Annotated in this window: 18 protein-coding genes; 11 read left to right on the forward strand and 7 right to left on the reverse strand. The window is 65.9% G+C overall.

What is annotated here, in order from left to right:
* Positions 1–135: 135 nt before the first annotated feature.
* A complete protein-coding gene (locus E8M84_RS13455) occupies positions 136–2070 on the forward strand; it encodes a lytic transglycosylase domain-containing protein (RefSeq protein ID WP_137111678.1) in 1935 nt (644 codons plus the stop codon).
* Positions 2071–2076: 6 nt separating this feature from the next.
* Here the strand turns inward: E8M84_RS13455 and E8M84_RS13460 are convergent, their stop codons facing one another.
* Positions 2077–2517, reverse strand: coding sequence for a potassium channel family protein (locus tag E8M84_RS13460; protein WP_137111679.1), 441 nt, complete (start codon positions 2515–2517; stop codon positions 2077–2079).
* Positions 2518–2566: 49 nt separating this feature from the next.
* Between E8M84_RS13460 and smpB the strand changes: the two genes are divergently transcribed.
* The 6 genes from smpB (at position 2567) to E8M84_RS13490 (ending at position 7970) form a co-directional block, all read left to right on the forward strand.
* Positions 2567–3046, forward strand: coding sequence for an SsrA-binding protein SmpB (smpB, locus tag E8M84_RS13465; protein WP_137111680.1), 480 nt, complete (start codon positions 2567–2569; stop codon positions 3044–3046).
* Positions 3047–3179: 133 nt separating this feature from the next.
* A complete protein-coding gene (locus E8M84_RS13470) occupies positions 3180–3461 on the forward strand; it encodes a hypothetical protein (RefSeq protein ID WP_137111681.1) in 282 nt (93 codons plus the stop codon).
* Positions 3462–3549: 88 nt separating this feature from the next.
* Positions 3550–4413 (forward strand): 3-mercaptopyruvate sulfurtransferase, encoded by an 864-nt coding sequence (gene sseA / locus E8M84_RS13475; RefSeq protein ID WP_137111682.1) that lies wholly within the window; start codon positions 3550–3552, stop codon positions 4411–4413.
* A 122-nt stretch (positions 4414–4535) separates the two neighbouring features.
* On the forward strand, positions 4536–5711 hold the full coding sequence (locus E8M84_RS13480; RefSeq protein ID WP_137111683.1) for an amino acid aminotransferase: 1176 nt from the start codon (positions 4536–4538) through the stop codon (positions 5709–5711).
* A gap of 6 nt (positions 5712–5717) precedes the next feature.
* Positions 5718–6593 carry a DMT family transporter gene (locus E8M84_RS13485; RefSeq protein WP_137111684.1) on the forward strand — a complete coding sequence of 292 codons (876 nt, stop codon included), beginning with the start codon at positions 5718–5720 and terminating at the stop codon, positions 6591–6593.
* 57 nt (positions 6594–6650) lie between these two features.
* Positions 6651–7970, forward strand: coding sequence for an acetyl-CoA hydrolase/transferase family protein (locus E8M84_RS13490; protein WP_137111685.1), 1320 nt, complete (start codon positions 6651–6653; stop codon positions 7968–7970).
* 239 nt (positions 7971–8209) lie between these two features.
* Here E8M84_RS13490 and E8M84_RS13495 read toward each other — a convergent pair whose 3' ends face one another.
* From E8M84_RS13495 to E8M84_RS13510, 4 genes are all read right to left on the reverse strand, one after another.
* Positions 8210–9073 (reverse strand): DMT family transporter, encoded by an 864-nt coding sequence (locus tag E8M84_RS13495; RefSeq protein ID WP_137111686.1) that lies wholly within the window; start codon positions 9071–9073, stop codon positions 8210–8212.
* A gap of 26 nt (positions 9074–9099) precedes the next feature.
* A complete protein-coding gene (locus tag E8M84_RS13500) occupies positions 9100–9528 on the reverse strand; it encodes an EamA family transporter (protein WP_137111687.1) in 429 nt (142 codons plus the stop codon).
* Positions 9529–9751: 223 nt separating this feature from the next.
* Complete coding sequence (locus E8M84_RS13505) at positions 9752–11119, reverse strand: ammonium transporter (protein ID WP_137111688.1); 1368 nt, start codon at positions 11117–11119, stop codon at positions 9752–9754.
* A 27-nt stretch (positions 11120–11146) separates the two neighbouring features.
* Positions 11147–11485, reverse strand: a complete 339-nt coding sequence (locus tag E8M84_RS13510; RefSeq protein ID WP_137111689.1) for a P-II family nitrogen regulator — start codon at positions 11483–11485, stop codon at positions 11147–11149.
* 289 nt (positions 11486–11774) lie between these two features.
* Between E8M84_RS13510 and E8M84_RS13515 the strand changes: the two genes are divergently transcribed.
* Together E8M84_RS13515 and E8M84_RS13520 are read left to right on the forward strand one after the other, a co-directional pair.
* Positions 11775–14087 carry a transglycosylase domain-containing protein gene (locus E8M84_RS13515; protein WP_137111690.1) on the forward strand — a complete coding sequence of 771 codons (2313 nt, stop codon included), beginning with the start codon at positions 11775–11777 and terminating at the stop codon, positions 14085–14087.
* Positions 14088–14193: 106 nt separating this feature from the next.
* A complete protein-coding gene (locus E8M84_RS13520) occupies positions 14194–15180 on the forward strand; it encodes a sensor histidine kinase (protein WP_137111691.1) in 987 nt (328 codons plus the stop codon).
* A gap of 12 nt (positions 15181–15192) precedes the next feature.
* On the opposite strand, the gene E8M84_RS13525 is transcribed toward E8M84_RS13520, so the two are convergent.
* Complete coding sequence (locus E8M84_RS13525) at positions 15193–15801, reverse strand: phospholipid-binding protein MlaC (RefSeq protein ID WP_137111692.1); 609 nt, start codon at positions 15799–15801, stop codon at positions 15193–15195.
* Entirely contained in the window at positions 15791–16558 is a 768-nt protein-coding gene (locus E8M84_RS13530; protein WP_240790377.1) for a VacJ family lipoprotein, read from the reverse strand. The genes E8M84_RS13525 and E8M84_RS13530 overlap by 11 nt, the downstream gene beginning before the upstream one ends.
* Before the next feature lie 198 nt (positions 16559–16756).
* Here E8M84_RS13530 and E8M84_RS13535 point away from each other — a divergent pair, with 198 nt between their 5' ends.
* Together E8M84_RS13535 and E8M84_RS13540 are read left to right on the forward strand one after the other, a co-directional pair.
* Complete coding sequence (locus E8M84_RS13535) at positions 16757–18520, forward strand: type I secretion system permease/ATPase (protein ID WP_137111694.1); 1764 nt, start codon at positions 16757–16759, stop codon at positions 18518–18520.
* A complete protein-coding gene (locus E8M84_RS13540) occupies positions 18517–19815 on the forward strand; it encodes an HlyD family type I secretion periplasmic adaptor subunit (RefSeq protein ID WP_394347418.1) in 1299 nt (432 codons plus the stop codon). Before E8M84_RS13535 ends, E8M84_RS13540 begins: the two co-directional genes overlap by 4 nt.
* Positions 19816–19906 lie beyond the last annotated feature (91 nt).

The raw sequence follows: 19906 nt of genomic DNA on the forward strand, positions 1-19906 counted from the left end.
CGCTTCTCCTCTCATGGGCGGAATTGCCCGGCCTAAGCGCGCTTCTCATAGCCGCAGACCGGCGCGCTGCCAAGTCTTGCGCACTAACGCACTCGTGGGTTGTCCCCCGGCGGTCTGTCAGGCAGATTCGGGCACATGAGCAGCAGAACAATGATCCGGGCGCTGATCCTGGCCCTTGGCCTTCAGACGCTTCCGGCGGCAGCAGACACGACACAGGCGATGCGGACGGCCCTGGAGCTGGCCGCAGGCAAGGACTGGGACGGCGCGCTGGCCGTGGCACCTTCGGGCGTCGGGCGCGACGTGATCGAATGGCAGCGCCTGCGGGCGGGCGACGGGCGACTGGGCGAGTACGAGGAGTTCCTTGCGCGGCGCTCTGACTGGCCCGGCCTGCCCCTGATGCGCGAAAAGGGCGAGGAGGCCGTCGCGCGGTCCGACGATCCGGCCCGGGTGACCGCCTGGTTCGATGCGGGCCTGCCCGAGACCGGCAAGGGCGCCATCGCCTATGTCCGGGCGCTGCTGGCCTTAGGTCGTGCCGCCGATGCCGAGACCGAGGCAATGCGGGCCTGGGCCGAACTGCCGTTTTCGCCTGACCTTGACTCAGAGATGATCTCGCTTGCGCCCGAAGCGGTAGGCTTTGTCCACGAGCTTCGGCTGGACACGCTGTTGTGGGAAGGCCGGACGAAAGAGGCTGAGCGCATGCTGCCCCGGGTGTCGAAGGACCTGCAGGCCCTTGCCCGCGCGCGGATTGCGCTGCAGTCGGAAAGCAAGGGCGTCACCGGGCTGATCGAGGCGGTGCCGAAGGCCAAGGCCGGGGATCCGGGACTGGCCTATGACCGGTTCATCTGGCGGATGAAGAAGGACCTCTACGACGAGGCGCTGGAGCTGATCCTCGACCGTTCAACCTCGGCCGAGGCGCTTGGCCGTCCCCAGGCCTGGGCCGAACGCCGGGCGGTTCTGGCGCGCTATCTGATGCGGACTGGCGATCCCAAGGACGCCTACCGGGTGGCTGCAAATCATTTCCTGCCGACGGACAGCGGTGCCTCGGCCTATGCCGACCTGGAGTTTCTGGCGGGGTTCATCGCGCTGCGGCGGCTGAATGACCCCGCGACGGCGGAAAAACATTTCCAGCACCTTCTGGCGGGGGTGACGACCCCGATCAGCCTGGCGCGGGCGCATTACTGGATTGGCCGCGCGCAAGACGCGGCGGGCAAGGACGGCAGCGCCAGCTACAAGGCGGCGGCGGCGCATCAGACCGCGTTCTACGGGCTTCTGGCGGCCGAACGGCTGGGGCTGACGCTGGATGCCGGGTTGATCGCCAGCCCCGCGACACCGGACTGGCGCGGGGCGAAGTTCACCCAGTCCTCGGTCCTCGCCGCAGTCGAGCTCCTGCTGAAAGCCGGGGACCGGACGCTGGCCAAGCGGTTCCTGCTGCATCTGGGCGAAAGCCAGGACGCGACCGGCCTTGCGCAGATGGCCGACATGGCGCTGGCCTGGGGCGAGCCGCATCTGGCACTGCTGGTGGCCAAGGCCGCCGCCGAGCGCGGGCTGATCCTGCCGCATGCCTATTACCCAACACCGGACTTCGTGCCGGATGGCCTGAAGGTCAGCCGGGCGCTGGCCCTGTCGATTGCCCGGCGGGAAAGCGAGTTCGACCCCGCGGCGCGGTCCAGCGCCGATGCGCGCGGGCTCATGCAGGTGTTGCCGGGGACGGCAAAGTTGATGGCACAGAAGTTGGGCAAGGACTTCGATGCATCCAAGTTGATCGCGGACCCGGCCTATAACGTCACGATGGGCGCGGCCTATCTGGCCGAGATGGCCGAGGAATTCGGTCCGTCCATCGCGCTGATAGCATCCGGCTACAATGCCGGTCCGGGCCGCCCCCGGCGCTGGATCGGCGAATTCGGCGACCCCAGGCGGCCGGATGTGGACGTGGTCGACTGGATCGAGACGATCCCCTTCTCCGAAACCCGGACCTATGTGATGCGGGTGGCGGAAGGGGTGGTGATCTACCGGGCCAAGCTGAAAGGTGCCGTGGGGCCGGTGCGGATCACCGAGGAATTGAAGGGGTGAGACGGATCACTTTTCGTGCCGCCGCTCCAGCTGCGCCAGCCGGACCTGACGCAGCGCCTCGACCAGCAGGGCGGTCAGAAGACCAAAGCTGAGGAACCCGTTGACCGCCGCCATCCCCGCGAAGATGCGCCATTCGGTTGCCGGCACCACGTCGCCAAGGCCCAGGGTCGAAAAGGCGACGATCGAGAAGTAGACTGCTTCCTCGAACGTGCTGAAGGCCCCGATCCGGTGCAGGGCAATGGCCCAGATCCACACCCCGACCGTTATGACCGCCAGAACCCATAGCCCGACGGCCACCAGCATGACCAGCAGCTTTGGCCGCTGAGGCGGCGCGATCAGCCAGGGGTGAACAGCCCGGAAGGCGGATTCGAGGAGCAAGGCCGCCGTTGCCATGAGCAGGACATTCAGAACCAGAAGCCCTGATCCAAGTGCGATCTGGAGGAACATTGCAACCCTTCTGGACTAAGCCTGTCTCAGACCTTATCTGACGACGATCATGGTGGCCAAGTCCGATCCCAACTCCAAACTCATCGCCGAAAACCGGCGGGCGCGTTTCGACTACAGCATCGAGAGCGATCTTGAGGCCGGGATCATGCTGCTCGGCTCGGAAGTCAAAAGCCTGCGCCAGGGCGGATCGAACATTGCGGAAAGCTATGCCTCGGTCGAAGGGGGCGAGTTGTGGCTGATCAACGGCTATATCGCGCCCTACCTGCAGGCCAAGACCTTCGGGCATGAGGAACGCCGTCGGCGCAAGCTGCTGGTTTCCAAGAAGGAACTCAGCCGGTTGTGGAGCGCGGTGGGCCGCGAAGGCATGACGATCGTGCCGATGAAGATGTATTTCAACGACCGCGGGATCGTGAAACTGAAGCTGGGGATCGCCAAGGGCAAGAAGCTGGCCGACAAGCGCGAGACCTCGGCCAAGCGCGACTGGGACCGCGACAAGGCGCGTCTTTTGAAGCAGAACAGCCGCGGCTGAACTTGCACTTTTCCGACTTTTCTTGCCGGATGTGCCGTTTTCTGGCACATTTTCCCATACCGGACAGCAAGTTCGGGGAATAGGCCGGGCAAACCCGGTCACGGGAACCGGCGAAAAGTGGGAGTTACGGGTAATGGAACTGATCATCCAGATCATCGCTGGCCTGATTGGCGGCAACGCTGCCGGCGCAGGGCTGAAGAACCTTAGCCTTGGGACGGCAGGCAATTCGGTCGCAGGCGCCGTGGGCGGCGGACTTGGCGGGATGCTGACCAGCATGATGGCTGGTGGCGGGGCGGGGCTTGACCTGTCGAACCTCGACATCGGCGCGCTGGTCCAGTCTATCGCCGGTGGCGGTGTCGGCGGCGCGATCCTGACCGTGATCGTAGGCATGCTGAAGAAGGCTCTAGTCAAGTAATGCCCCAGGCGCGGGGGCCAACGTCCCCGCGCCGCTTGCAAGGGTCCCGTGGCGGTGCATATATCCGGGTCAACCCCGGGAGGCCCGCATGACCCCATCGCCGCAGGATGACCCCAAGACGCTGGTCTCGACCGACTGGCTGGCCCGCCACCTGCGCGACCCCGATCTGCGGGTGCTGGATGCCAGCTGGTATTTGCCCGCGATGAACCGGGATGCCAAGGCTGAATACGCCGCCGCGCACATCCCCGGCGCCCGCTTTTTCGACATCGACGAGATTTCCGACCAGCGGTCATCCCTGCCCCACATGGCCCCCCCGCCCGAAAAGTTCATCAGCCGGATGCGGGCGATGGGTGTGGGCGACGGGCATCAGATCGTGGTCTACGACGGCGCTGGCATCTTCAGCTCGGCCCGGGTCTGGTGGACCTTCCGCCTGATGGGCAAGACGGATGTGGCGGTGCTCGATGGCGGCTTCCCGAAATGGCAGGCCGAGGGCCGCGAGATCGAGGACATGCCGCCGGTGATCCGCGACCGGCACATGACCGTTTCCCGCCAGAACCATCTGGTAAAGGACGTCACGCAAGTCGCCCATGCGGCAAAACTGGGCGAGGCCGAGATCCTGGATGCCCGCGCCGCTGCCCGCTTCCGGGGCGAGGCGCCGGAGCCGCGGGCAGGTCTGCGCTCGGGCCATATCCCGGGGTCGAAGAACATCCCCTTCGGTGACGTCTTGAAACCCGACGGCACGATGAAATCGCCGGCCGAGCTGAAGGCGGTCTTCGAAGCGGCGGGCGTCGACCTGAAGAAACCCGCGATCACCTCTTGCGGATCGGGCGTGACGGCGGCGGTCCTGTCCCTGGCGCTGGAGCGTATGGGGCACCGGAACCATGCGCTTTACGATGGCTCGTGGGCGGAATGGGGCATGTATGACGATCTGCGGGTGGCGACGGGGGCGTAAGCCTGCCAGCGAAAAGTGGATACCGGTTTTCGCGACCGGCAGGCGATCACCACCCCCTTCCACGCTTGTCGTCGCCTGCGGCTTGTGGCACTGGGCTGGCGTCCAGAACCCCGGGAACTCCCATGCTTGAAACCCTGAATCCCCAGCCGCAGGACAAGATCCTGCAACTTATCGCGATGTACCGGGATGACCCCCGGACCACCAAGATCGACCTTGGCGTCGGCGTCTACAAGGACGCGACCGGCCTCACCCCGGTGATGCGGGCGGTGAAGGCAGCGGAAAAGCAGCTGTGGGAGACGGAGAAGACCAAGACCTATACCGGTCTGGCTGGTGAGCCCGCCTACAACGCCGCGCTGGTCTCGATGATCCTGGGCGAGGGCTACACCGACCGTGCGGCCTCGGTTGCCACGCCCGGAGGCACTGGCGCGATCCGGCAGGCGCTGGAACTGATCAAGATGGCCAACCCCAAGGCCCGCGTCTGGATGTCGGCACCGACCTGGCCGAACCATCCCTCGATCGTGAAATACCTCGGCATGACGGGGGTGGAGTATCGCTACTTCAACGTTGCAACCTCGGGCATCGACTTTCCGGGCCTGATGGCCGACCTTGAGGGCGTGGCGAGCGGGGATGCGGTTCTGTTGCATGGATGCTGCCACAACCCGACCGGCGCGAACCTCGACGGCGCGCAGTGGGATCAGGTGATCGCGTTGCTGCAGAAGAAGGGCGCAGTGCCCTTCGTCGACCTCGCCTACCAGGGCTTCGGCGATGGGCTGGAAGAAGACGCGGCCGCGACCCGCAAAGTCGCTGCCGCCTTCCCGGAAGTGCTGATTGCCGCCTCCTGCTCGAAGAACTTCGGCATCTACCGTGAGCGGACGGGTATTCTGGTGGCCCTGACCTCGCCAGACCGCAAGGCCGTGGTGCAGGGCAACCTGAACTTCCTGAACCGGCAGAACTACAGCTTCCCGCCCGACCACGGCGCGCGGCTGGTGACGATGATCCTTGAGGATCAGGCGTTGACCGCCGAGTGGAAGCAGGAGCTGGAGGAGGTCCGCCAGAACATGCTGGGGCTGCGGAAGCAGCTGGCCGATGAACTGCGCCGCGCGACCAACACCGACCGTTTCGACTTCGTCGCCAGCCACCGGGGGATGTTCAGCCGCCTGGGCCTGAACGAGGCGCAGGTGAACCGGCTGCGGGAAGAACACGGCATCTACATGGTCGGCGACAGCCGGATCAACATCGCGGGCCTGAACGCGAAAACCGTGCCGATCCTTGCTGCTGCCATCGCGCAGGTGATCTGACACATCATGCTGGCCGTCGTCCTGTCTATTGCAGCGGCGGCGGCCTTTGCGGCTTCGGCCATGTTCATCGACAGCGTTTCGGGTCGGGTCCGACCGCTGCAACTGTCGCGCTGGCAGATGAGCCTCGCGTTCCTGATGACCGCCGTGATCGTGGTCGTGACGGGCGGCTGGCGCAGCCTTGATCTAGAGATGATCTTGTGGCTGACCGCGTCCTCGGCCTCGGGCATCATGGTCGGCTCGCTGACCTATATTGCGACGATCCAGTATACCGGGCCGCGCATCTCGGCGCTTCTCTTCACCACCGCTTCCCCCTTCGCGCTGGCCCTCGGCTTCGGCTTCCGGGGGGAGACAGTCTCGCCCCTGCAAGCCGCAGGCGTCGGCCTGATCGTCGCGGGGATCGCCCTTGCCGTGATGGGACCCAAGCAGGACGAGGGCGCGCGGACCCCGAAACCCTTGTGGATAGGGATCGGCCTTGGTCTCGTCACCTCATTTGCGCAGGCGCTGGGAAGCCTCCTCGCCCGCCCCGCGATGCTGGAGGGCGCGGACCCGGTGGCCGCGATGGTGGTCCGGTCCGGGACCGGGGCGCTGTTCTTCATCGCGCTCCTCGCCTTGCCTGCCTTCAGGCCTGCCGGCCTGCCCTCGCGCGTCGAGGTCCGGCAGATCGGGTTTTCGGCGCTGGCGGGGATGGTCATCGGCATGTCCTTCCTGATGGCCGCCCTCGCGCGCGGAGATGTGGGGATCGTCACGACACTGTCCTCGACCACGCCGATCCTCATTCTGCCGATGGTCTGGGCCGTCTACTGCCGGATGCCCGGCCCCTTGGCCTGGGTCGGGGCGGCGCTGGCGGTCCTTGGAACCGCGCTGATCTCGGCGACCAGCTGAGGCTTGGCAGGCCCCCTGCCCCCGTGCTTGACTGCGCGCACAATCCGGGGGGATCAGATGGCCAAGGCAGCACAGCGGATCACGGCCGAGGAGGCAGCGGGGCTGGTCCGGTCGGGCATGTGGCTCGACTATGGCGCGGTTCTGGGCCAGCCCGATGCGTTCGACGAGGCTTTGGCGCGGCGGCTGGGTGAGGTCACGAACCTCCGCTTCCGCTCCGTCCTCACCGCCCGCCCCCGCGCGGTGCTGGAGGCGGACCCCGAGGCGCAGCACGTCCATTGGTTCTCCACCCACTTCTCCGGCTACGACCGGAGGAAGCATGACGCCGGGATGGCGCATTACCTGCCGGTGAACCTGGGCGAGGTGCCCGACTACTATCGCCGCTTCATCGACCCGCCGGATATCGTGGTCTTCAAGACCGCGCCGATGGATGACCGCGGCTTCTTCAACTTTGGCCCTAACACGCTGTGGATGCGGGCGCTGGTCGAACGCGGCAAGGTGGTGATCGTCGAGGAGACGCCGACGCTGCCCTATGTGATGGGTGACGGGACCGGGGTCCATGTATCGGAGGTGGACTATATCATCCCAGGCCTCGACCGCCCGATGGCTGAGTTGCCAAAGGGAGCGGCAAGTGAAGTCGATAAGGCCGTCGCCCGGCTGATCGCGGCGGAGGTTGAGGACGGGTCCTGCCTGCAGATCGGGATCGGGGGGATGCCGAATGCGGTCTGTTCGCTGCTGGCGGAAAGTCCGGTGTCGGACCTGGGGATCCATACCGAGATGATGACGGATGGGATCGTGGACCTGTATCGGGCCGGGCGGGTGACGGGCGCGCGGAAGCAGCTCAATCCGGGGAAGATGGTCTGCACCTTCGCTTTGGGGGCGCAGTACCTGTATGACTTCATCGACCGGAACCCGGAGGTGGAGTTTCACCCCGTCGACTACACCAACCTGCCGCACAATATCATGCGGAATGACCGGGTGGTGTCGATCAACAACACGACCCAGGTCGACCTGCAGGGGCAGGCGGCGTCGGAGACGGACGGGTTCCGGCATATCTCGGGCACCGGGGGGCAGCTGCAGTTCGTGCGCGGGGCTTACGGGTCGAGGGGGGGGAAAAGCTTTATGTGTCTCGCCTCGACCTACGACAAGAAGGGGGAAAGGAAGAGCCGGATCGTGACGGCGCTGACCCGGGGCAATGTGGTGACGACGCCCCGGACGGACATGATGTATGTGGTGACTGAATACGGGATGGTGAACCTGAAAGGCCGGTCGATTGCCGAGCGGGCGCGGGCGCTGATCTCGATTGCCCACCCGGATTTCCGGGAGGAGCTGGAGCGGGATGCCTATGAACACCGGCTGATCCCGCGGGGGTTCTTCTGAGATGTGTCCACGGTGGACAGTTCGCCCGAACCTTTCCAGATCAATATCTTGCCGATTTTCGTTCAGGGTTTCTTAACGCCTTGCGGGTAGGGGCGGCTTTCAGATTGAGCGCCTTGCGGCGCGAAGACCTTTTGTCTCGCCGCTTTGCGTGAAGGACGCAAAGCGGCTCGGGGTGTTGCCTCCGGTGGGGATATTTTCCGAAGGGAAAGGTCGGGGCCGGGCTTGGGGCTGGGGCCGGGCTACCGGCTGGCCTGCCATGCGGCGAGGAGGCCCGCCGCCGCGATCAGGGCCATGCCGGCAAAGCCGAGCGCATCGGGAAGTTGCTGGAAGACCAGCCAGCCAAGGATCGTCGCAAAGGCGATGTGCATGTAGTTGACGGGCGCAAGGGTCGAGGCCGGGGCCTCGCGGTAGGCCGAGGTGAACATCAGGTGTCCGGCGGTGGCGAGCGTGCCAAGGGCCACCATCAGGCCGATGTCGAAGGCGGTTGGCAGGGTTTCGCTGCCCAGGGCCAGGGTCAGGCCGATGAAGACCAGCGCGCCGACCAGCGCGGTGTGGAACAACAGCGCCATCGTCGTCTCGGTCCGGGCAAGAACCCGGGTGAGGACGTGGTAGCCTGTCGCCAGCACGGCATTCAGCAAGGCCAGGGCAACGCCAAAGGGATCAAGCCCACTGCCAGGCCGGGCGATGAGAAGGACGCCCGCAAACCCGATTGCCGCCGCGACCCAGCCAAGCGGGCTGACCTTTTCGCCCAGCAACGTCGCTGCGGTCAGCATGACGAGGACGGGGGTGACGTAGATGATCGCCACGGTTTCGGCCACCGGCATGACCTTCAGGGCCATGAGCATGAAGATCGACGCCAGGGCAAGGCAGAGGCCGCGCAAGATCACCAGCGCGGTGCGATGGGTCCGTACCAGCGCCAACCCGTGACGGGGCGCCATGACCAGCGTCACCAGCGCCAGATTCACACTGTAGCGGACGGCGAGGACCAGCGAGGCAGCGTAGAGCAGCGACAGGTATTTTCCCAGCGTATCGGCCCCCGCGAACAGGAGCGTTGCGGCAACGACTAGCAGGATGCCACGCAGGGGATTTGCTGCCTGGGGCATGACGGGGGCTCGGCTCCTGCTGCACGCTAGATCTTCAGCGTGACCAGTACGGCGCCGGTTGCGATAAACGCAACCCCGGTCCAGTTCAGCGCTGACAGCCGTTCACCCAGAAAGATCGCTGCGAACACCGCAACAAGGACAACGCTCAGTTTGTCCAGAGGTGCCACGCGGGACGCATCGCCCAGTTTGAGTGCGCGGAAGTAGCAAAGCCACGACGCCCCCGTGGCAAGTCCGGAATGTGCGATAGCGCCCAACGTTCTCCATGAGACATTGGCCGGGCTCTGCCACTGGCCGGTCGCCGCGACGATAAGCGCAAGGACGGCAAGCACGACACAGGTGCGCAGAAGGGTGACGTAGTCCGACGGCAGGCCGCTGACCCCGATCTTGGCGAAGATCGCTGTCAATGCGGCGAACACAGCAGAGAGAACGGCCCAGAACTGCCAGCTGGATGTCATTTTGGCGGCCTCGCTTCGGGGCGAGCCTATGCGATTGTGATGCGGGGGCCAAGCTGTCCTGAACAGGGCCGCCCCCCGGCATCTTCGCATGGTTTTGTCGCGGTGGAGACATTGTTTGCCGCCTGGGGCATCCGCAAACGAAAACGGCCCGTGGGGGGAGGACCCACGGGCCGTCTCGGGCAACTGCGGCAGACCGGGAGGAGGGGTCTGCCGCAGGATCCACTTACGAGTGGTAGGCCTGTTCGCCGTGGCTGGTGAGGTCGAGGCCCTGACGCTCGGTGTCGTTGTCGACCCGCAGACCCATGGTCATGTCCACCAGCTTGAAGGCGATGTAGGCCACGACGCCGGACCAGACGATGGTGATCAGCACGCCCTCGATCTGGATCCAGAGCTGGGCCATCATCGCGTAGTCGTCACCCTTGACCCCGCCGAAGGCAGCGGCCGAGAAGACGCCGGTCAGCACCGCGCCGACGATCCCGGCGACGCCGTGGATGCCGAAGACGTCAAGGCTGTCGTCGTATTTCATCTTCAGCTTCACCACGGTGACGAAGAAGTAGCTGGCGAGAGTCGCAAGCACGCCCAGGAGGATCGCGCCCATCGGGCCGACCGTGCCGCAGGCCGGGGTGATGGCGACAAGGCCGGTCACCATGCCCGAGGCCGCACCCAGCATCGAGGCCTTGCCGCGCTGCATCCCTTCGATCGCGCACCAGGCCAGGGTCGCGGCGGCGGTGCAGATGAAGGTGTTGATCATGGCCAGCGTCGCGCCGCCGTTCGCCTCGAGGTTCGAGCCGACGTTAAAGCCGAACCAGCCGACCCAGAGCATCGAGGCGCCGATCATGGTCATGACCATCGAGTGCGGAGCCATGTTGTCCTTGCCGTAGCCGATGCGCGGGCCGATCACGAGAGCTCCGACCAGCGCCGCGATGCCGGCGTTGATGTGGACCACGGTGCCGCCGGCAAAGTCGATCGCACCCTTGGCGAAGAGGTAGCCGTTGGCGTCCCAGACCATGTGGGCGATCGGGAAGTAGGAGAAGGTGCCCCAGAGGACCGAGAACACCAGCACGGACTTGAACTTAACCCGTTCTGCGAAGGCACCGATGATCAGCGCGGGCGTGATCGCCGCGAAGGTCATCTGGAAGGCGATGAACAGGTATTCCGGGATCACGTAGCCCGCCGAGAAGGTGGCGGACATGCTGTCGGCAGTGACGCCGGAGAGGAAGAGCTTGCCCGTGCCGCCCCACCAGGGCGAGGTCGAGCCGCCGAACGAGAAGGAATAGCCGTAGATCACCCACACGAGCATCATCACGCAGGCGATGACGGTGGTCTGCATCAGGATCGACAGCATGTTCTTCTGCCGCACCAGGCCGCCGTAGAACAGCGCAAGACCCGGGATCGTCATGAAGAGGACGAGGACGGTCGAGACCATCATCCAGCTGACGTCGCCCTTGTCCATGACCGGGACGACTTCCTCGACCACTTCAGCGGCGGCTTCGGTCGCCTCGGCGGTCGCTTCCTGCGCCCAGGCGGGCAGGCTGGCGAAGAGCGCGGCAGAGAGCGCGCCAAGGCCTGCGAGTTTGTTTTGGATTGTCATTTCAGGTGTTCCCCTCTTCCCCGCCGTTCACAGCGCGTCGTCATCGGTTTCGCCGGTGCGCACCCGCACGGCATGTTCAACGTCCAGGACGAAAATCTTTCCGTCGCCGATCTTGTCGGTCTTGGCGGTCTTCTGGATGGTCGCGACGACCTGATCGGACAGCGCGTCGGAGACGACGATTTCCAGCCGGACTTTCGGCACGAAGTTCACGGCATATTCCGCACCGCGATAGATTTCGGTGTGACCGGACTGGCTGCCGAACCCCTTGATCTCGGTCACCATCATCCCGCGCACGCCGATTGCGGTCAGCGCCTCGCGGACCTCCTCGAGCTTGAACGGCTTGATTGCTGCAATGATGAGCTTCACGTTTTTCCCCTCTGTTTTTGGCAGGCACCCAGGGGTGGGACCTTCGAGGGCCATGAGGCAGGCGAATGCTGCGGCTGCACAAGAATTGGTCGGCCTGCGGCGGGGTGGTCACGGGCGTTGGTGCACATTTTTTGCACTTTTTCCGGGCATCGCCTAACTATTGTGCATATTCGGGACGCGAATCACGGAGGACCTGACTTCGCTTTCGCGGAAATCCGGGATACTGTGCGGATCAATCGGGTCGGAATGACCCCAACGATGACCCTAGTCACGAGTGGCAAGAGCAGGCATGGCAACTGGAAACCGGGGGCGCGGCCCCCTTGTCGCGGACAAACGATATGCGACTTCCCGGTCGGGAGGGTCGTCCGGTGCGTCCTCGGGCGGGCCACGCAAGCCCGCGCCGACGAAGTCGCCCAAGGCTCCGCGTACGCGGCGGCGGGCGGCCCGGCCTGCGCGGCAGCACGGGCTGATCGTGGGCTTGATCCTGGCAATATGGCGGGTGCTGTGGGGCATCGCCTGGCGCGGCACTGCAATCGGCGCGCTGATCCTGGGCGGGTTCGTCTGGTACTATTACGCGCAACTGCCCGAGCTTGAGGCGCTGGTCGACGGCCGGGCGCGCGGGTCTGTCACGATGCTGGACCGGGAAGGCGAGGTCTTTGCCTGGCGGGGTGAGACCTTTGGCGGGATGGTGACGGCGGACAGCGTGTCGCCTGACCTGCATGATGCGGTCGTGGCGACCGAGGACAAACGGTTCTACTGGCACTTCGGAATCAGCCCGCGCGGCATTGCATCCGCGATCCGGATCAACCTGTCCGAGGGGCGGGGTGCGTTCGAGGGCAACGGCGGGTCCACGATCACGCAGCAGACGGCCAAGCTGTTGTGTCTGGGGGTCGAGTGGGACCCGACGCAGTGGAAGTCGGAGACCGACTACGAAAAGGACTGCCGCCGGGGCGGCATGTGGCGGAAGATCAAGGAAGTCCCCTTCGCGATGGCGATGGAGGCGAAGTATTCAAAGGAAGAGATCCTGACGATCTACTTCAACCGCGCCTATCTGGGCGCGGGCGCGCGGGGCTTCGAGGCGGCGGCGCAGCGCTATTTCGGCAAGTCGGCCAAGGACGTCAGCGCAGCCGAGGCTGCGATGCTGGCGGGGCTGTTGAAGGCCCCGTCAACCTATGCGCCGACGGCCAGCCTCAAGCGGGCGCAGGACCGGGCGGCGGTCGTCATCGGGCTGATGGAGGAGCAGGGTTATCTGACCAAGGCCGAGGCGGACGAGGCGCGGGCCAATCCGGCAACCCTGTCGAAGGCGGCCAAGCAGGTGTCGGGCGGATACTTCGCCGACTGGGTGATGGAGACGACGCCGGATTATCTGGCGCGGGACACGACGGAAGACGTCATCATCGAGACGACGCTGGACCAGAAGATGCAGAAGCAGGCCGAGGAAGCGCTGGCCTATATCTTCGAGACCAAGGTCAAGGCGGGGTCCGAGGCGCAGGCGGCCATCGTGGTGATGAGCGCGGACGGCGCGGTCAGGGCGATGGTGGGCGGGCGGAACACGCCGAACGCGGGCGATTTCAACCGGGCGACGCAGGCGGTGCGGCAGACGGGGTCGACGTTCAAGCCCTTCATCTATGCCGTGGCGATGGACCTTGGCTACAGCCCGCTGGATCTGGTCGAGGATACTCCGCTGTGCATCTACACGGCCGGGTCGGGCGACTGGTGTCCGCAGAACTATGACAAGGAGTTCAAGGGCCAGATCACGCTAACCCAGGCATTGGCCGAAAGCCGGAACATCCCGGCGGTCCGGGTGTCCGAGGCGGTGGGGCGCGATCTGGTGAAGCAGGTGGCGACGGATTTCGGCCTGGCGCAGAACTTCGCGGATGGTCCTGCGCTGGCGCTGGGCGTGTCGGAATCAACGCTGATCGACATGACCGGGGCCTTTGCAGGCATCCTGAACGGGGGGTCCTCGGTCGCGCCTTACGGGTTCGATGCGCTGAAGCTGAAGGGAATGGACGAGCCCCTGTTCGGCGCGGGCGGCGGGATCGGCGAACGGGTCATCAGCGAAAAGGCGGCGCGGGCGCTGACCTACATGATGACCGAGGTGCTGAACTCGGGCACCGGTGGCCGGGCGCGGCTGGACGACCGCGAGGCGGCGGGCAAGACCGGCACCACGCAAAGCGCGCGGGATGCCTGGTTCGTGGGCTTCACGGCGGATTATGTCGTGGGCGTCTGGATGGGCTATGACGACAACCGCCCGCTGTCCGGCGTCACCGGCGGCGGGTTGCCCGCGGAAATCTGGCATGAGGTGATGGTGCGGATCAACGAGGGCCAGCCCGGCAAGCCGCTGGTCACGGAAATCCCGGATTCGAGCTATGTGCCGATCGACCCCAGCACGACGGAAGGCGCGATCGCGGCCGAAGATGTGCCCTATTTCGACGACCCGAACGCGCCAAGCTATGATGAGGTCTATGTCGACCCGCTGACAGGCGAGAACATCCCGGTCTATGACGGGGCCCCGCCCCCGGGCGCGGTGCAGGAGGGGCCGGTGGAAGGTGGCGGCAACGGCGATCTTGCCAGCCAGATCGAGAACCTTCTGGGCAACTGAGTCTTCCGTTGCGGCAATCGGGACAGGGTCGCAACTAAAGTGTAACCGTGCCCCTTGCCGAGGACGCGAAGGCGGCTAGCTGAAGCTTGGCTTGGGGATCTTATTCATGCCATCCACGACCCTGGATCTTGCGATCCTCCGCCACATGCCAGCATCAATGATGGTTCTGGACCGCGATCTTCGCTTTGTCATGGCAAGCGAAATGTATCTGCAAACGGTCGGGCTGGAGTTGAGCGACCTTCTCGGTCGCCATCTGTTTGAAATGTTTCCGGAAATCGAAGAGCGCCGCAACAGGCTTGAAGCGTCGATGCGGCTGGCGCTGAGCGGCGAAGGCAACGCCATCGACAGGCTGTTCTATTCGATCCCCGATCCCGAAGACCGGACCCGCACGACCGAAGCCTGGTGGCGGTGTCGGCACAATCCGCTGCCGAACTGTGACGGCAGCATCGACCATGTCGTGCAGATCACCGAAAACATCACCGAGCTGGTCCGCGCCGAAGAAATGAAGACCGCAATTGCGCATGAGATGCAGCATCGGGTCAGCAACCTGCTGAGCCTGGTGCAGATCATCGCGCGGCGGACGGCAGCGCACGCCGACACGATGCCCGCGTTCCTGGAGCGGTTCGACGAACGGCTGCAGTCGATGGCGCGGACCCATTCCTATCTTGCAGGCGGCAACTGGAACCGCATGTCGATCCGCGAGATGGTGGCGCGACAGCTGGAACATGGCCACGGCGATCTTGCCGGTCAGATTGCCATTGGCGGGCCGGACATATCACTGGGCGCCAGCGAGGCGCTGATGTTGTCGATGGCCATTCACGAGCTGACCACGAACTCGCTGAAATACGGCGCCCTGCGGGACGCTGAGGGCAAGCTGGACGTCACCTGGTCGAAGTCGCCCGGCAAGGGGTTCAACTTTGACTGGACGGAAACCGTTTCCACGCCGGTCACCCCGTCCAGCCGGAACGGCTTTGGCTCGATGATCCTGGACACCATCGTGCCCAACCAGCTGGGCGGCACGGCAAGCCGGGACTTCGCGCCGGGTGGGCTGCGCTACCGGATCGCGGTCGAGGACCGTTCGGTCCCCGCCTGATCCGGGCGGGCGTCAGAGGGTCTTCAGATCGGCGATCAGCCGGTCAAGGTCGCCGCCGCGCTGGTCGAGCAGAGCGCCCATCTCGGTGCGCTCGGACGCCAGCATGTTCACGCCCTCGATGATGATGTTGAAGAACAGGCTTTTCCCGGACTTGTCGCTGACGTGCCAGCGCACTTCGAACGGGGACTGGCCCTTGAGCCGGGCGGTCGAGATCACCTCGAAGTAGCTTTTCAGCGCCTTAGCCTCGGCCACGTCGATCCGCCCGCCGATGAATTCGCGGAAGCGGCGGCCGTATTTGCGGCTGATGTAGCCCTGAAAGGCCTTGGTATAGGCGGAAAGCTGGGCCTTCGAGGCCGAGCGGGCCGCCGTGCCGAGGACCGACCGCGCGATGGCGGGCACATCGGCGTAGCGGGAGAAGAGTTTCTCGAAATCCTTCAGCATGGCGCTTTCGGACTTGCCCGAGTTGATGATCGAATTGATGTCGGCGACCGTCTTGTCGACCAGCGCCTTCGCCGCATCCGCCGTCAGCGCCAGCGCCGGGAAGGGCAGCGCCGAGGCGGCTGCCGCTGCGGCCAGTGTCAGGCCGAACTGGCGGCGGGATAGGGTCGTATCACTGGGCATAGGGGTCCTCGTAAGGGTCGATAAAGCCGTCGTCGCTGGGCGCATCGGCATAGGGGTCGATGAACCCGTCGTCACTTGCGCCGTCCCCGCCGAGCACAGTCTTGCCGCGCGACAGGGTGAACCGACGGTTCTGCAGGTAGAGCAGCCGTGCCTGAGCATAACTGTCTGCCGAGTCATATAGGAGCGAATCCACCGTATCCGAGAAGCGGGCGCGATCACCAAGGCGTGAGAAGAGCCGGATACCCAGCGCCGCGTTCGCCTCGCGCACCGGGAACACCCGTCTGACCGGGTCGAAGGCGGTATCGACGACCATCCCCACCGTGTCGCGCACGGTCGATGGTCCGGCGAGCGGGAGTTCCAGGTAAGGGCCTTCGCCCACGCCCCAGACATGCAGCGTCTCGCCAAAGTCGGTCGGCTTGCCGTCCAGTCCAAGTTCCGAGGACACGTCGAGCAGGCCCGCGAGGCCGAAGGTCAGGTTGACACCCAGCCGCAGGGTGTTCTGCCCCGCGTCGGCCAGCCGAAGCTGCAAGAGGTTGTTGGCGATGTCACCCGGCAGCGAAAGAGTGTCGGCGAGGTTGTCGACGCCCTGGCGGACAGGTTCGGGCACGATACCGACGCCTTGCGACGCCGGGCCGACCAGGGCGCGGTCGACGCCCTTGTTGAAGGCATGCACCTTGCGGTTGGCGGGTTCGAACGGGTCATTGATCGCGTTCGGCCCGGACGGGGCCGCACAGCCCGCAACAAGGCAGGCCGACACCACCAGGGCCGAAATCGGCGAGGACCGCCTTGAAATAAATGGAATGTTCAGACCCATTTCCCTACTGTCCGGCGCGTGTGCCGCAAACAATAGTCTTCGGCAGCCGTGGGCCAAGGCATAAGACCCCGTATTGACCAAGACAACGGTCAAACGTGGCAGATGCGTCGCGCATGGCGGGAAGACGCCAAGGAAGGACCGATGTCAGAGACCGCGACCGACGCGACCCGGACCCCGCACCGAGGCCCTGCCGGGCTGGCCGAACTTGCTGCCGCCCGCGCGGCCTCGCGGCAGGCGGTGCTCACGGCCTTCCTGTTCTCGGCGCTGGTCAACGTGCTGATGCTGACGGCACCTTTGTACATGCTGCAGGTCTATGACCGGGTGCTGGTGTCGCGGTCGGAGGAAACGCTGCTGGCGCTGTCGCTGCTGATGGCCTTCCTGTTCCTGATCATGGGCCTCCTGGACCATGCGCGGGGGCGGATCATGGCGCGGGTCGGGGCTCGGCTGCAGGAACAGCTGGACCCGCGCATGCTGTCGGCCGCCTTTCGCCGCCTGACCGTGGCGCCGCAGGACGTGGCGGCGCAGGCGGCGCAGCGCGATCTGGACGCGATCGCGCGGTTCTGGGCCTCGCCCGTCATCCTGGCGCTGTTCGACGCGCCCTGGGCCCCCGTGTTCATCGCCGCGATCTTCGTCTTTCACCCCTGGCTGGGCTACCTGGCCGTGGCGGGCGGTCTGGTCATCGTGGCCTTGAGCTGGCTGAACCAGCACGCCACCGTGGGGCCATTGCAGGCGTCGAACCTGGCAAACCTGGCCGCCGAGCGGCAGGCCGAGAACCTGAAGCAGGAATCCGAACTGGTGCAGTCGCTGGGGATGGCCGGGGCGGCCTTTGCCCGGCTGAAAGCGCGGCGGGATGCGTCGCTGGATGCCGGGCTGCAGGCTTCGGACGCGGCGGGGCGGTATTCGGTGCTGATCAAGACCTTCCGGCTGTTCCTGCAATCGGCGATGCTCGGGCTGGCGGCCTGGCTGGTCCTGCAGGAAGAACTGTCGGCGGGGGCGATGATTGCGGCCTCGATCCTGATGGGACGGGCGCTGCAACCGGTGGAGCAAGCGGTGAGCCAATGGGCCGTGGTGACCCGCGCCCGGCAGGCCAAGACCCGGCTGGCAGGACTGCTGGCCAATGCGCCGCCGCTGCCGCCCCGGACCGACCTGCCCCGCCCGAAGGCGCAGGTCGAGGTGCAGGCGCTGACGGTGGTGCCGCCCGGCGGCACCGCGCCCGTCCTGCGCAACCTGAGCTTCACCCTTCCCCCCGGGCAGGCGCTGGGGGTGATCGGGCCGTCGGGTTCGGGCAAATCCTCTCTGGCGCGCGCGTTGACCGGGGTCTGGCCACCGTCCGCAGGCCGCATCCGGCTGGATGGCGCGACGCTGGACCAGTACGACCCCGACCGCCTGGGCAGCTACGTCGGCTATCTGCCGCAGCGGGTGACCCTGTTCGACGGCACCATCGCCGAGAACATCGCGCGGTTGCAGCCGGGGGCCGATGCGGCGGGGGTGGTGGCGGCGGCGCAGGCGGCGGCGGCGCATGACATGATCCTGAAGCTGCCGAATGGCTATGACACGCAGGTCGCGACGATGGGCAGCCAGCTGTCCGGCGGCCAGATCCAGCGCATCGGTCTGGCGCGGGCGCTGTATGGCGACCCGGTGCTCTTGATCCTGGACGAGCCGAACTCGAACCTCGACAACGACGGGTCGATTGCGCTGAACACGGCGATCCGGGCGGCCAAGGCGCGGGGCGCCTCGGTCATGATCATGGCGCATCGTCCGCAGGCGATCCAGGAGTGCGAGCTGCTTCTGGTGCTGCACGAGGGCGCCACGGCGGCCTTCGGTCCACGCGACGCAGTGCTTCGGGAGGCGGTGCGCAACGCGGGCGACATCGCGAAGTCCGCAGCGCCCGGGGGTGTGGCATGATGGCTTCGCGCATTTCGGTCCGCCGCCCGGTTCTTTTGGGACTGGCCGCCGCCGTGGTTCTGGTGGCGGGCTTTGGCCTTTGGGCCACGATGACCCGGATTTCCGGTGCCATCGTCGCGCCGGGTCAGATCGAGGTCGAGCAGGACCGCCAGATCGTCCAGCATCCCGACGGGGGCGTGGTCGAGGCGATCCTGGTCACCGAAGGCGCAAGGGTTGCGGCGGGCGATCCGCTGATCCGGCTGGACGGCGCGGCCCTGCGGTCGGAACTGACCATCGTCGAGGGGCAGCTGTCGGAACTTGCGGGCCGGTCCGCCCGGCTGACGGCAGAGCGTGACGGGACCGAGAGCCTGAGCTTTGACGCGGACATCCTGGCGCTGGCCGAAACCTCGCCCGAGGTCGCGGTGCAGCTGGACGGGCAGAAGCGGCTGTTCGAGGCGCGCAAGGCGACGCTGGCCGAACAGCGCGAACTTCTGACCCAGCGCATCGGCCAGATCACCGAACAAGCGAACGGAATTGCCGCGCAAAGTGCCGCGCTGGCCACCCAGCTTGACCTGATCGAACAAGAGCTCGCCTCGCAGCAAAGCCTCTTGGACAAGGGGCTGGCGCAGGCCGGGACGGTGCTGGCGCTGCAACGCGAACAGGCGCGGCTGCAGGGGCAACTTGGGGAACTGGCTGCCGACCTTGCGCGCACCAAGGGCCAGGTGACCGAGATCGAGATCGAGATTTCCAGTCTCGCCACCCGGCGGCGCGAGGAAGCGACCGCGGAACTGCGCCAGATCGGGCCGACCATCCTGGAACTGGCCGAGCGCCGCCGGGCGCTGGCCGAACGGATCGACCGGCTGGAGATCAGGGCGCCGGTCGCGGGGATCGTGCTGGGGCTGCAGGTCACCACGCCCCGCGCGGTGCTGCGGCCCGCCGATCCGGTGCTGTTCGTCATCCCGCAGGACCGGCCGCTGATCATCACCGCCCGCATCGCGCCGATCCATATCGACGAGGTCGCGGTGGGCCAGGCGGCGGAACTGGTGTTCTCGGCCTTTTCGTCACGCGACACGCCGCATCTGAAGGGCCGGGTCACGCTGGTGTCAGCCGATGCGCTGACGGATTCGAACACCGGCGCCACCTTCTACACGGCCGAACTGCAGCTGGACGAGGGCGAGCAGGCGCGCCTGGGCGACCGCGCGCTGTTGCCCGGGATGCCGGTCGAGGTCTTCCTGCAGACCGGGCGCCGCACGCCGCTGGCCTATCTGGTGAAGCCCTTCACCGACTACTTCGCCCGCGCCTTCCGCGAAAGCTGAGACTCAGGCGGGATCAGGCCGACAGGGCGGGCGATTGTCCGGAAATACTGCACGACGCCCGCGACTTGGCCCAGACTGACCCTTAAATGGC

Origin of the sequence: Rhodobacter sp. SY28-1, from assembly GCF_005222785.1 — a bacterium.
Taxonomy (GTDB): Bacteria; Pseudomonadota; Alphaproteobacteria; order Rhodobacterales; family Rhodobacteraceae; genus Tabrizicola.

Coding starts and splice junctions, on each gene's coding strand:
- E8M84_RS13455 (WP_137111678.1), top strand. CDS start 136: ATGAGCAGCAGAACAATGATCCGGGCGCTGATCCTGGCCCTTGGCCTT.
- E8M84_RS13460 (WP_137111679.1), bottom strand. CDS start 2,517: ATGTTCCTCCAGATCGCACTTGGATCAGGGCTTCTGGTTCTGAATGTC.
- smpB (WP_137111680.1), top strand. CDS start 2,567: ATGGTGGCCAAGTCCGATCCCAACTCCAAACTCATCGCCGAAAACCGG.
- E8M84_RS13470 (WP_137111681.1), top strand. CDS start 3,180: ATGGAACTGATCATCCAGATCATCGCTGGCCTGATTGGCGGCAACGCT.
- sseA (WP_137111682.1), top strand. CDS start 3,550: ATGACCCCATCGCCGCAGGATGACCCCAAGACGCTGGTCTCGACCGAC.
- E8M84_RS13480 (WP_137111683.1), top strand. CDS start 4,536: ATGCTTGAAACCCTGAATCCCCAGCCGCAGGACAAGATCCTGCAACTT.
- E8M84_RS13485 (WP_137111684.1), top strand. CDS start 5,718: ATGCTGGCCGTCGTCCTGTCTATTGCAGCGGCGGCGGCCTTTGCGGCT.
- E8M84_RS13490 (WP_137111685.1), top strand. CDS start 6,651: ATGGCCAAGGCAGCACAGCGGATCACGGCCGAGGAGGCAGCGGGGCTG.
- E8M84_RS13495 (WP_137111686.1), bottom strand. CDS start 9,073: ATGCCCCAGGCAGCAAATCCCCTGCGTGGCATCCTGCTAGTCGTTGCC.
- E8M84_RS13500 (WP_137111687.1), bottom strand. CDS start 9,528: ATGACATCCAGCTGGCAGTTCTGGGCCGTTCTCTCTGCTGTGTTCGCC.
- E8M84_RS13505 (WP_137111688.1), bottom strand. CDS start 11,119: ATGACAATCCAAAACAAACTCGCAGGCCTTGGCGCGCTCTCTGCCGCG.
- E8M84_RS13515 (WP_137111690.1), top strand. CDS start 11,775: ATGGCAACTGGAAACCGGGGGCGCGGCCCCCTTGTCGCGGACAAACGA.
- E8M84_RS13520 (WP_137111691.1), top strand. CDS start 14,194: ATGCCATCCACGACCCTGGATCTTGCGATCCTCCGCCACATGCCAGCA.
- E8M84_RS13525 (WP_137111692.1), bottom strand. CDS start 15,801: ATGCCCAGTGATACGACCCTATCCCGCCGCCAGTTCGGCCTGACACTG.
- E8M84_RS13535 (WP_137111694.1), top strand. CDS start 16,757: ATGTCAGAGACCGCGACCGACGCGACCCGGACCCCGCACCGAGGCCCT.
- E8M84_RS13540 (WP_394347418.1), top strand. CDS start 18,517: ATGATGGCTTCGCGCATTTCGGTCCGCCGCCCGGTTCTTTTGGGACTG.